Source organism: Nocardioides sp. BGA-UO-ETr-FS32, from assembly GCF_059567905.1.
Genome location: NZ_JCAQOX010000016.1, coordinates 72,880 through 84,270, shown reverse-complemented (window position 1 = coordinate 84,270; position 11,391 = coordinate 72,880). Strand labels below are relative to the sequence as shown.

Genomic DNA, 11,391 nt, shown 5'->3' with positions numbered 1-11,391 from the left:
GCGCCGAGGTCAGAGGACGGCCGCTGCGAGCGCGAAGCCGCCCGCGCAGGCTCCCAGCCCGACGACGACGCTCGCGATGCCGTTGGCCGCGGCTGCCGAGACCGCCCCCTCCTCGAGCAGGCGGACGGTCTCGTAGCCGAACGTGGAGAACGTCGTCAGGGCGCCGCAGATCCCGGTGCCGACCAGCGCCAGGACCCACGACGGCGAGTCGAGCTCGACGACCGTGGCCGCCGTCACGCCCAGGACGAGGGAGCCGGCGACGTTGACGGTGAAGGTGCCCCACGGGAAGACGCTGTCGTGCCGGGACTGCACGAAGAGGTCGGCGAGGTAGCGCAGGGGCGCGCCGATCGCGCCACCGAGCAGCACCATCAGGACCGTCACCGCACTCCCTCCTGGCGCGACCCGGTCGCCAGCAGGCGTGCCGCGGCGATGCCGAGCCACACCGCGACGAGCCCGGCCACCAGCGACCCGCCCACGTACGCGAACGCCGTGGCCGGCCTGCCCATGGCCAGCAGGTCGCGCGCCTCGAGCACGTAGGTGGAGAACGTCGTCCAGCCGCCGAGCAGACCGACGCCGACGAACGGGCGTACGTAGCGGCGCGGCGGCCACACCTCGACCACGAGCACCATCAGCACCCCGAGGGCGAGGGCGCCGGAGACGTTGACCAGGAAGGTCGCCCACGGGAACGTCGTCCCGGACCACGGCAGCAGCTCGTCGACGCCCCAGCGACCGAGACTGCCCAGAGCACCCCCGGCACTGATCACCGCGAGCACGTCGGCGTGCGACCGGACGAACGCCCACCACCGGTGCCGGCCCTCGGCGACGGTGTCGCCGGCGGTGTCCGAGTCGATCGGCAGTCCGTGCGCCGGTCCGGGAGGGCGGGTCTCGTCTTTCTCCATCGCGGCGTGACTGTAGCCGTTGGCCGCGGGTGCGCGCCGCGATTGCCGGGGGCAGGCGCCTGATTCGTAGAATGGCGGGAGCAGAGGGTTTCACGCGTCTTGGAGGTGGGTTCGGCGCGTCGTACCGACGCACCCTGAAGGACCCCCGTGACCCCTCTCGCCTCCTACCGACGACTCCTCCACCTCGCCGGCCCGACCTACGTGCTGATCGCGTTCGTCGGCCGCCTCCCGCTGGCGATGAGCCAGCTCGGCACCCTCCTCCTCGTCTCGACCGCGTCCGGCAGCTACGGCCTCGGCGGCCTGAGCGCCGGTGCCCTGGCCGTCGCCAACGCCGTCGGCGCACCGGTCGCCGGCTCGCTCGCCGACCGTGTCGGCCAGCGCCCCGTCGTCCTGGTCCAGTCGCTGCTGGGCGCCACCGGACTGGCCCTGCTCGTCGCGATCGTCGGCGGCGACGCCGCGCCGACGACCGTGGTCCTCACCGCCGCGGCCACCGGCCTGTTCCTCCCGCAGGTCGGCCCGCTCGCCCGGGTCAGGTGGCGACCGATGACCCGGACGACCGGCGTGCACCAGCGGCGCCTCGTCGACGCCGCGTTCTCCTACGAGGGCGCGGCCGACGAAGCCTCCTTCGCCATCGGCCCCGCACTCGTCGGCCTCTCCGTCGCGGCCTTCTCGCCCGGCGGGGCGATGCTGCTCGCGGCCGTGCTGCTCGCGGTGTTCGGGTCCGCCTTCGCGCTCGACCCCTCGGCCCGTCTCACCCACGCCGCCGAGCGGCCCGCCGGCTCCGGCCGGCTGCTGGGCGCGGCGTTCGTGGTGCTGGTCGGCGCGCAGGTCTCGATCGGCATGCTCTTCGGCGCGACCCAGACCGGCGCGACCGTCCTCGCCACCGATGCCGGCACGCCGGGCACCGCCGGCCTGGTGCACGCCACCCTCGGCGTCGGCAGCGCGATCGCCGGCCTCGCCACGGCGTACGTGCCCGAGCGGATCGGCCACGAGCGGCGCGCGCTGGTGGCGGCGTGGGCGCTGCTCGCCCTGTCGCTGCCGCTGCTCGTCGTCGACTCGCTCGCGACCACGACCGTGACGGTGCTGGTCCTCGGCGTCGCGGTAGCGCCCTACATGATCGCCGTGTTCTCGCTCGCCGAGCGCGTGGTGCCACCGGCCCGCGTCGGTGCGGCGATGACGACGCTGGCGAGCGCCACGGGCCTGGGCTATGCGCTGGGCTCCAGCCTCGCCGGACGCCTGGCCGACGAGTCCGGTGCCACCGCGGCGTTCGCCGTCACGGTGGGTGCCACGGTGCTCGCCGCCGCGCTGATGACCACCCAGCAGCGGCGCCTGCGTACGGCGGCGCTGCCCGTCGTCCCGACACTGCCTGGGCCCGTTTCCAGCACCTCGGCTGTGCGTACCGGATAGATTGGGAGGGTCCACGACGCTGGTGCACCCCCGCCCCGGCCTGCTGGACGAGGTCGGATGGCCAGGTGTACGCAGGACGACGTTCGGATCCGGGTCGGCACGAGCACCTCACGGTGCTGCTGGACGAGGTGCACTCGGCGCGCGCTCGTCTCGAGACCGCACGGCACGACAAGCGCCTTGCCGAGCAGCTGCCGCTGCGCCAGGCGCTGCTCGACGCGCTCGACGCGTACGCGGGTGCCCTCGCCGCGGCCGGGGTGCCGCTCCCCCACCGACTGCGCAGCGAGATCGACCTCTACCGGGGGTTGCGCGGGCGGGGCTGAGGCTCCGACGCGGACGTCATGAGGAGCGGTCGCCCTGACGGCCGTTCGCCATGACGTCGTAGCGGTGCGTCATGGGGGGCGCCGGCTTCCGGACTCAGCGGACCACACGCAGTCGTGTCGTGCGTGGTGTGCTCGCGCCGGCCTTGTTGGTCGCGGCCGTGACCTTGTAGGTGCCCGGCATGAGCCGCGTGGTCCTGCTCAGCCGCGCGGTGAGCCTGACCCGGGTGGTGCCGGCGTCGAGTCGGAAGGCTGTGCGCTTGGCACGAGTGCCCTTCTTCTTGAAGGTCAGGACGATCTTGGCCGGGTCGGTGAGCGTGATGACAGCGCGGGTGGCACGGGGGCGATGGCTCGTCGAGATCGTGGTCCTGGTCAGCTTGAAGCGGGTGATCTGGGGCACCGGACGCGTGATGGTCACGGTGCCGGCGGTCCTCGTGGTGGCGTTGCCGAGGGCGTCGGTGGCGGTGACGCCGACGGTGTAGGTGCCCACCGACGTGTACGCGTGGGTGACCGAGGTGCCGGCTCGGGTGGTCCCGTCGCCCAAGGTCCAGGTGAGGGTGGTCGGGTTCGACAAGTCGACGGCGATGGCCTCGAACAGCAGCAGCTGGTCGATCCTTCCGGTATCGGGGATCCTGACGATGTCGAGAGCGGGGCTGTCGTGGTCGATCACCCGGCCTTGGATGATCCAATTGGAGCCGTCGAAACGCACCCACACGGCGGTGGTGGTGCCGTCGCTGGCAACAGCAACCTGGGGGAACCACGCGTCCTGGCCCGGGGCGGACAGGTCGGTGAGTCTGGTCCAAGAGTCGCTCGGGCCACGCGTAGCGGCCCTGAGGACGAAGTTGCTTCCATTCCAGCGAGTCCAGACGGCGGTCGCGGTGCCGTGGGCAGCCGCGACCCGCGGGTACCAAGCCTTTCCAGCGGGGTCGGACAGGTCGGTGGGTGCAGTCCAGACGCCCCCTGGCTCGCGGTTGACCGCCTGGACTGTCTCCGCATATAGCCCGTCGGAACGAGTCCAGACGGCGGTCGCCGAGCCGTCGGCGGCGACAGCGAGGTGTGGCGAGTAGTGGGCCAGTCCAACAGCGTGGTGGTCGGTGGGTGTGGTCCAGGCGCCGCCGGGGATGTGGGTGGCCGTCTGTACGACCGTGTTGGACTCGACGTACTGCGCCCAGATTGCGATGGCGGTGCCGTCGGCGGCGACGGCGACCTGAGGCGACTGGGCGTACCTACTCGGTGTGGACAAGTCGGTGGGGGCGGTCCACGCGCCGCCGGGGCTGCGGACGGCCGCTTGGACGATCCATCCGGCTTCGCTGTGCTGATGCCAGACAACGGACGTGGTGCCGGCCGGAGCTGATGCGACCTGAGGTGAACTGGCGTACGCGTCCATCAGGGTGGACACCTCGATGGGTGCGGTCCAAGCTCCGCCGGGGCTGCGGGTGGCCGCCATTGCGCTCGAGTTTGTCCCGTCGTAGTCATGCCAGACGGCTGTGGTCGTTCCGTCTGCGGCGACAGCGACTTGGGGGGAACGGGGGTACGAACTGGGGCTCGACAGGTCAGCTGGGGTGGTCCATGTGCCGCCGGTGCTGCGCATGGTGCCCTGGACTGTGTAGTGGGCGCCGTCGAAGCGCTGCCAGACGACGGCGGCAGTGCCGCCAGCGGCGGCGACGCGCTGCGAATCGGCGTCCTGACCGGGAGTTGAGACATCTACTGGAGTGCTCCACCTGCCCCCGGGAGATCGGCTGGTGGCTTGAACGACGGAGTGGGCTCCGTTGAAACGTTGCCAGACAGCGGTGACGATGCCGTCGGCGTCGACCGCAACCTGCGGGTAGTAGGCATTCTGGCCGGCTGCGGAAAGATCGGTGACGCCCGAGGCTTCCGTCGCCGTCGCCGTCGCCTGCGCGGGCAGGCCCACCGGGATCGCGGCCAAAGCAGCCACCAGCAGCGTGGCGAGGAAGAGAGCCATCAGCGCGCCGAGCCTTCGTGCACCTCCGCCCCGCCTGCTCGAGCGCCTCCGCCCGCCACCGATGGTCACATCGCTCCTGGACACCTCGGTTCACTCCTTCGGGACCGGCCCACGCGCGGGGCCACAGCCCACACTCCGAGTCTCGCCACGGCGACAGCGCGGCACCAGAGTCCTTCGACCTCGCCCTCAGCTGCGGTCGTCCCCCGTCTCCCACACCCGCACCCAGTCGACGTACATGTGCTGGGGCAGGCGGCGCTCGCCGATCTTCGGGATCTCGTAGTCGGCCGCGAGCAGGCTGAGGATCGGGAACTGGCGCACCGCGGAGATCTTGCCGCGCAGCCGGCCGGTCTCCTTGCCGTCGATGCGGAAGACGAGTTGCCGGGGCGTCCACTCCACGGAGAAGACGTGGTAGTTCTTCGACCAGCCGTCGTGGCGGCCGCTGAGGAACGAGCGCGAGTTGGGGATCCAGCCGCCGGAGGGGATGCGGCGCTTGCCCTCGTAGCGGTGCATGAAGGACGCCAGCCCGCCCTGGGGGTGGCGGTCGCCGAAGTACTCGACGACGTCGATCTCGTTGCCGGCCGCACCGGGGTACATCCCGTCGACGGGCTGCATCCAGAAGGCGCCGTGCTGCCCACGCAGCCGGTGGAACTTCACCCGTGCCGCAGCGATGCCGTAGCGGAACGAGAAGGCTCCCTCGGTGCCGATGTGCCCGTTGAGCCGGTACGCGAAGCGGCCGGGACGCGCGTCGCGGCTCCGGATGCGGCAACGCTTGGTGGCGTCGGGGTCCTTGATGACGCTCAACCGCACCGCCCCACCGCTGACGCTGACCGCCCTCGGGTCGCCCTTGGCGCACGAGCGTCGGCTCGTGGGCGCGTAGTCGCGGCCGCGGTGGTTCCACGTCGGTCCGAGGTGGGAGCCGGAGAACTCGTCGGTCCACGTCGGTCGCAGCCAGCGCGCGGTGCTGACCGGGGCGCTCTTCACCGGCCGGGTGCGCCCCGAGGCCATCGCCTTGACGCGGTAGGTCAGTGCCTCGCGGCCCTCGGAGGGGGCGGTCGCGAACTGCGCCCGGCCCCAGCGGTCCTGCCGGGTGACCGCGACCGCGCGCCAGGTCGCGGGCAGGTCGGCGCCGTGGTCCTCACGCACCTGCAGCTGCACCCGCCGACCCGGGATGACCGGCCGCAGGGTGGCCGTCACGGCCGTACGCGCCGCGTCCGGGCTGGCGACCCGACCACCGGGCTGCACGAGCTGCGGCAGCGCCTCCAGGCGGATCCGCTGGCGCCGGGCGGTGCGCACCGAGACGCTCGCCGGCGCCTCCTCGGCGACCTCGGCCGACGCGGTGACCTCACCGGTCGCCGTCCCCGACCATGCGAGCAGGGAGGCCGGAAGGACGAGCGCGGTCGCCGCGCGGAGGAGGAGCGATCGGGGAAGCATGCCACTGTGACGCCACCGTCCTCCGGTTGGTTGTCGGATCAGCCTCCGAGCGCCGCGGCCTCCCGCGCCAGCGTGGTGACGCGGTCCCAGTCACCGGCGGCGAGCGCGTCGGCCGGGGTGAGCCAGGACCCGCCGACGCAGCCGACGTTGGGGAGGGAGAGGTACGCCGGCGCCGAGGCCGCGGTGATGCCACCCGTCGGGCAGAACCGGGCGGCCGGCAGCGGCGAGGAGAGCGACTTCAGGTAGGCCGCGCCGCCCGAGGCCTCGGCGGGGAAGAACTTCATCTCCGAGAAGCCCGCCTCGAGCACGGCCATCGCCTCGGAGACCGTGGCGGTGCCCGGGAGGAACGGGACGCCCGAGCCGGCCAGCTCACGGAGCAGCGCCGGGGTCGTGCCCGGCGAGACCAGGAACTGCGCGCCCGCGTCGACGGCCCGCGCCACCAGCTCGGGTGAGGTGATCGTGCCGGCGCCGACGAGGATCTCGGGGACCTCGGCCGCGATCGCCGCGATCGCGTCGAGGGCGACAGGGGTGCGCAGGGTCAGCTCGATGACCGGCAGGCCGCCGGCGACGAGCGCGCGCGCCACCGGTACGGCGTGGGCGAGGTCGTCGAGCACGACAACCGGGACCACCGGGACGAGAGAGAGCAAGGACGAGGGCACGGTGCGCGAAGGGAGCTCAGACAGGCTGGACAACGGGGGCCTCCTCGGTGGGGGCGGGCAGGGGACGGATGACGCTGGCGCCGGTCTCGGCGGTGCCGACGATGGCGCGGAAGCCGGAGAACAGCTCGCGCCCGGTGCCGGCCCACTCGACGTCGTGCGGCGCCCGGCCGGTGGCCTCGCGACGCTCGAACTCGGCGTCGGCGAGCTCGACCTCGAGGACCCCCGCCTCGACGTTGACGGTGACCAGGTCGCCGTCGCGCACCCGGGCCAGCGGACCGCCGAGCGCGGCCTCCGGCGTCACGTGGATGGCGGCGGGCACCTTGCCGGAGGCACCGGACATGCGTCCGTCGGTGACCACCGCGACCCGCTGGCCGCGGTCCTGCAGCACGCCGAGGGCGGGCATCAGCTTGTGCAGCTCGGGCATGCCGTTGGCGGCGGGGCCCTGGTAGCGGACCACGGCCACGAGGTCCCGACCGTCGAGGCGACCCTCGGCGAAGGCGGCGAGGAAGTCGGCCTGGTCGTCGAAGACCATCGCCGGCGCGGTGACGACGCGGTGCTCGGGCTTGACCGCCGAGGTCTTGACCACGGCGCGGCCGAGGCGACCGGACAGCATGCGGAGGCCGCCGTCGGGCGCGAAGGGGTCGTCGGCCGAGCGGAGGACGTCGGTGTCGAGCGACGACTTCGGCCCCTCCTCCCACACGATCCCGGCCTTGTCGCCGGCGCCGTCGAGCCTGGCCTCGCGGGTGTGCCGCCACAGCCCGCGTCCCGAGACCGTGAGCACGTCGTCGTGGAGGTAGCCGTGCTTGAGCAGCGTGTGGACGAGGAACGGCGTGCCGCCCGCGGCGACGAAGTGGTTGATGTCGGCCGAGCCGTTGGGATAGATCCGGGTCAGCAGCGGGACGGCGGCCGACAGGTCGGAGAGGTCGTCCCACGTCAGCGTGATGCCGGCGGCCGCGGCGATCGCGACCAGGTGCATCGTGTGGTTGGTCGAGCCGCCCGTGGCGAGCAGCGCGACGCACGCGTTGACGACGGCCTTCTCGTCGACGAGGTGGCCGACCGGAGTCGGCTCCCCGCCGGCCGCGGTGATGGCGACCGTACGCTCCCCCGCCGCGCGCGTCAGTGCCGCGCGCAGCGGCGTACCGGGGTTGGCGAAGGTCGCGTCGGGCAGGTGCAGGCCCATGACCTCCATCAGCATCTGGTTGCTGTTGGCCGTGCCGTAGAACGTGCAGGTCCCGGCCGAGTGGTAGGACTGCGACTCGGCCTCGAGGAGCTCCTCGCGCCCGACCTTGCCCTCGGCGTAGAGCTGGCGGACCCGCGCCTTCTCCGCGTTGGGCAGGCCCGAGGGCATCGGGCCGGCCGGCACGAAGACGGTCGGCAGGTGACCGAAGGACAGGGCCCCGATCAGCAGGCCGGGGACGATCTTGTCGCAGACGCCGAGCATCATCGCGGCGTCGAACATGTCGTGCGAGAGCGCGACGGCCGTCGACATGGCGATCAGGTCGCGGCTGAAGAGCGAGAGCTCCATGCCGGCGCGGCCCTGGGTGATGCCGTCGCACATCGCGGGCACGCCGCCGGCGAACTGCGCCAGGCCACCGGCGCGGATGATCGACTTCTTCAGCACCTCGGGCACGTCGCGGAAGGGCTGGTGCGCCGAGAGCATGTCGTTGTAGGCCGACACGATCGCGACGTTGGGCTTGCGACCGGACCGCAGGCCGGACTTCACCGGCTCCTCGGCGGCGGCGAAGCCGTGGGCGAGGTTGGCGCAGGCGAGCCTGCCGCGCGCGGTGCCCTTGTCGATCGCCGCGTCGGTGCGGGCGAGGTAGGCCGTGCGGGTGGCGGCGCTGCGCCGGGTGATGCGCTCGGTCACCTCGGCGACCACCGGGTGGATGCCGGGCTTGCTGGGCTTGTTGCGGGGCGTGGTCATTCTGTCTCCTGCCAGGATCGGCCGTCGCGCTCGAGGAGCGTGACGGCGGCAACGGGACCGTGCGTGCCGGCCGGGTACTTCCGGGGGCGGTGCGAGGGCTGGGACCAGCGCTCGAGGATGGGGGCCACCCACGTCCACGCCGCCTCGACCTCGTCGCGGCGCATGAACAGGGTGGTGTTGCCCCGCACGACGTCCATCAGCAGGCGCTCGTACGCGTCGGGCGAGCGGGTGCCGAAGGCGGCCGCATAGCTGAGGTCGAGCGACACCGGCCGCAGGCGGATGCCACCGGGGCCGGGCTCCTTGGCCGTCATGTGCAGGCGCATGCCCTCGTCGGGCTGGACGCGGATGTGCAGCCGGTTGGCCTCGGTCGGGCCCTCGCTGTGCGGGAACATCGCGTGCGGCGGCTCCTTGAAGACCACCACGATCTCCGAGACCCGCTCGGGCATCCGCTTGCCGGTGCGCAGGTAGAACGGAACGCCCGCCCAGCGCCAGTTCTGCACCTCGGTCTTGAGGGCCACGAACGTCTCGGTGCTGCTGACGTGGCCGACCTCGTCGGCGTACGACGTCGCGGGGCGGCCCTCGCAGAGCCCGGCGGCGTACTGGCCGGCGACGGTGTCGCGGTCGACGAGCTCGGGGGTCATCGGCCGCAGCGCCTGGAGCACCTTGAGCTTCTCGTCGCGCACCGTCTCGCGGTCGACGTACGTCGGGGGCTCCATCGCCACCAGGCACAGCAGCTGCAGGAGGTGGTTCTGCACCATGTCGCGCAGCGCGCCGGACCGGTCGTAGTAGGAGCCGCGCTCGCCGACGCCGATCGACTCCGACACGGTGATCTGCACGTGGTCGACCCAGCGGCTGTTCCACAGCGGCTCGAGGAACGTGTTGGCGAACCGGGTGACCAGGAGGTTCTGCACGCTCTCCTTGCCGAGGTAGTGGTCGATGCGGAAGATGCTCGACTCGTCGAAGACGCGGCCGACCGCGGCGTTGACCTGCTGCGCGGTGGCGAGGTCGCTGCCCATCGGCTTCTCCAGCACGACGCGGGAGCGCTCGGTGACCAGCCCGGCCTCGTCGAGGTGCTCGCAGATGGTGCCGAACAGGCCGGGAGCCACCGCGAGGTAGAACACCCGGGTCACGTCGTCGGAGGCGGCGCCGTCCTTGAGCCGGTCGTGGAGCTGGTGCCAGGCGGCCACGTCCTCGATGTCGAGCGTGACGTGGTGGAGCCGGGCGAGCAGCCGCTCGATCACGGGCGGGTCGAGGTCGGGTGCGGCGACGTGCTCGCGGAGCGCGTCCGCCACGAGGGCGCGGTAGCCGTCGTCGTCCACCTCGGCGCGCGAGACGCCGATGACGCGGAAGCCGTCGGGCAGCTGGCCGTCGCGGTCGCGGAGGTAGAGCGCGGGCAGCAGCTTGCGCAGCGCGAGGTCGCCGGTGCCGCCGAAGACGGTGAAGTCGCAGGGGTCGACCGGGGTGAGCGGGTCCATGGCGCACCACCGTACGGATGCTTCGGTCTCTGTGCAACGGAACTTACGTCTTTTCAAGACATATTTGGGAATGCCACAATCGCCGCACCATGACGACCACTCCCGCGCCGGCTGCTCCCCCCACCAGTCCAGCCGCCACGGCCGGCGAGGTCCTCGCCCTGATCCGCTCCGGCCAGGCCGCGACCCGCGGCGCGCTGGGACGGGCCACCGGCCTGTCCCGGACGGCCGTCAACGCGCGGCTCTCGGCGCTGGCGGACGCCGGCCTGGTGCTCGAGGGCGAGGAGGAGTCCGCCACCGGAGGACGGCCCGCCACCACCCTCGTTCTCAACCGCGACGCCGGTCTCGTCCTGGCCGTCGCGGTGGGCCGCAGTCGCTCGCAGCTGTCGGTGTGCTCGCTCGACGGCGCCGAGCTGGCCTCGGCCAGCCTCGACCGGGAGACCGGGCAGGGACCGGACGTCCTGATGCCACTGGTCGTCGCGCGGCTGGAGCAGATGCTCAGCGACCTCGGACGCGGGGGCGACGACGTCCGCGGCGTCGGGATGTCGCTGGCCGGCACCGTCGACCCGGCCCGGGCGATGAGCGTCGACTCGCCTGCACTGACCGGCTGGGACGGCGTGCCGCTCGCACCCTGGCTGGCCCAGGTGACCGCGGCGCCCCTGACGCTCGACAACGACATGCGCGTGATGGCGCTCTCGCAGATGCCCCTGGCGGGCGCCGACGCGGAGCCGACGGTGCACGAGCACGACGAGGCGCTCGTGCTCAAGGCCTCGACCGGGATCGGGCTCGCCCTCGTCGCCGACGGCCGGCTGGTCCGCGGGCACCGCAACGCGGCCGGCCAGCTCGGGCACGTCAAGGTCCCCGCGGCCGCCCGGCTCCGCTGCCGGTGCGGCGAGACCGGGTGCCTGGAGACCGTGGCGAGCGGGTGGGCCCTGGTGGAGCGGCTCCGCGCCGAGGGCGAGGACGTCCACCACGTGCGCGACCTGGTCGCCGCCGCCGGTCGCGGCAACGGCCGCGCGCGGTCGGTCGTACGCGAGTCGGGCCGCCACATCGGCGAGGCCCTCGCCGCGACGGTCACCGTCCTCAACCCGCGCGCCGTCGTCGTCGGCGGCGACATGGCGGGAGCCTTCGACACGTTCTCCGCCGGGCTGCGCGAGGGCGTCTTCAGCGCCACCACCGCGCTCGCCGGCCGCGACCTGCAGGTCGTGCCTGCGGCGTACGGCGACCGCGCCGGGCTGGTCGGCTGCGTACGCCTGGCCCTCGACTCCGTGCTCTCCCCCCGCGCCGTCGACGCGGCGCTGGCGCGCCAGGGCGGGTAG

10 protein-coding genes are annotated in these 11,391 nt (G+C 72.9%); 3 read left to right on the top strand and 7 right to left on the bottom strand.

The window, feature by feature from the left end:
- Positions 1-9 precede the first annotated feature (9 nt).
- Complete coding sequence (gene crcB, locus AC57BS_RS18110; RefSeq protein WP_496412842.1) at positions 10-381, bottom strand: fluoride efflux transporter CrcB; 372 nt, start codon at positions 379-381, stop codon at positions 10-12.
- Positions 378-899: a fluoride efflux transporter FluC gene (locus AC57BS_RS18105; protein ID WP_496412841.1), complete on the bottom strand. Its 522-nt coding sequence runs from the start codon at positions 897-899 to the stop codon at positions 378-380. Before AC57BS_RS18105 ends, crcB begins: the two co-directional genes overlap by 4 nt.
- 147 nt (positions 900-1,046) lie before the next feature.
- On the opposite strand from AC57BS_RS18105, the gene AC57BS_RS18100 reads away from it, so the two are divergent.
- Both AC57BS_RS18100 and AC57BS_RS18095 read left to right on the top strand, forming a co-directional pair.
- Complete coding sequence (locus AC57BS_RS18100; protein WP_496412840.1) at positions 1,047-2,306, top strand: MFS transporter; 1,260 nt, start codon at positions 1,047-1,049, stop codon at positions 2,304-2,306.
- A 65-nt stretch (positions 2,307-2,371) separates the two neighbouring features.
- A complete protein-coding gene (locus AC57BS_RS18095) occupies positions 2,372-2,626 on the top strand; it encodes a hypothetical protein (protein WP_496412839.1) in 255 nt (84 codons plus the stop codon).
- 94 nt (positions 2,627-2,720) lie between these two features.
- Here the strand turns inward: AC57BS_RS18095 and AC57BS_RS18090 are convergent, their stop codons facing one another.
- The 5 genes from AC57BS_RS18090 to zwf form a co-directional block, all read right to left on the bottom strand.
- Positions 2,721-4,070, bottom strand: coding sequence for a PKD domain-containing protein (locus tag AC57BS_RS18090; protein ID WP_496412838.1), 1,350 nt, complete (start codon positions 4,068-4,070; stop codon positions 2,721-2,723).
- A 702-nt stretch (positions 4,071-4,772) separates the two neighbouring features.
- Entirely contained in the window at positions 4,773-6,017 is a 1,245-nt protein-coding gene (locus tag AC57BS_RS18085) for a glycoside hydrolase family 16 protein (RefSeq protein WP_496412837.1), read from the bottom strand.
- Positions 6,018-6,055: 38 nt separating this feature from the next.
- Positions 6,056-6,664 (bottom strand): bifunctional 4-hydroxy-2-oxoglutarate aldolase/2-dehydro-3-deoxy-phosphogluconate aldolase, encoded by a 609-nt coding sequence (gene eda / locus AC57BS_RS18080; RefSeq protein ID WP_496412836.1) that lies wholly within the window; start codon positions 6,662-6,664, stop codon positions 6,056-6,058.
- Between the two features lie 28 nt (positions 6,665-6,692).
- Positions 6,693-8,600, bottom strand: a complete 1,908-nt coding sequence (edd, locus tag AC57BS_RS18075) for a phosphogluconate dehydratase (protein ID WP_496412835.1) — start codon at positions 8,598-8,600, stop codon at positions 6,693-6,695.
- The gene (zwf, locus tag AC57BS_RS18070; protein ID WP_496412834.1) at positions 8,597-10,075 is read right to left on the bottom strand and encodes a glucose-6-phosphate dehydrogenase; all 1,479 of its coding nucleotides are present in this window, start codon (positions 10,073-10,075) and stop codon (positions 8,597-8,599) included. Before zwf ends, edd begins: the two co-directional genes overlap by 4 nt.
- A gap of 89 nt (positions 10,076-10,164) precedes the next feature.
- Between zwf and AC57BS_RS18065 the strand changes: the two genes are divergently transcribed.
- Positions 10,165-11,391 carry an ROK family protein gene (locus AC57BS_RS18065; RefSeq protein ID WP_496412833.1) on the top strand — a complete coding sequence of 409 codons (1,227 nt, stop codon included), beginning with the start codon at positions 10,165-10,167 and terminating at the stop codon, positions 11,389-11,391.

Excerpts from the sequence above, each read along its gene's own strand:
- AC57BS_RS18105 (WP_496412841.1), bottom strand. The coding sequence starts at position 899 with ATGGAGAAAGACGAGACCCGCCCTCCCGGACCGGCGCACGGACTGCCG.
- AC57BS_RS18090 (WP_496412838.1), bottom strand. The coding sequence starts at position 4,070 with ATGGCGGCCACCCGCAGCCCCGGCGGAGCTTGGACCGCACCCATCGAG.
- AC57BS_RS18085 (WP_496412837.1), bottom strand. The coding sequence starts at position 6,017 with ATGCTTCCCCGATCGCTCCTCCTCCGCGCGGCGACCGCGCTCGTCCTT.
- edd (WP_496412835.1), bottom strand. The coding sequence starts at position 8,600 with ATGACCACGCCCCGCAACAAGCCCAGCAAGCCCGGCATCCACCCGGTG.
- zwf (WP_496412834.1), bottom strand. The coding sequence starts at position 10,075 with ATGGACCCGCTCACCCCGGTCGACCCCTGCGACTTCACCGTCTTCGGC.
- AC57BS_RS18065 (WP_496412833.1), top strand. The coding sequence starts at position 10,165 with ATGACGACCACTCCCGCGCCGGCTGCTCCCCCCACCAGTCCAGCCGCC.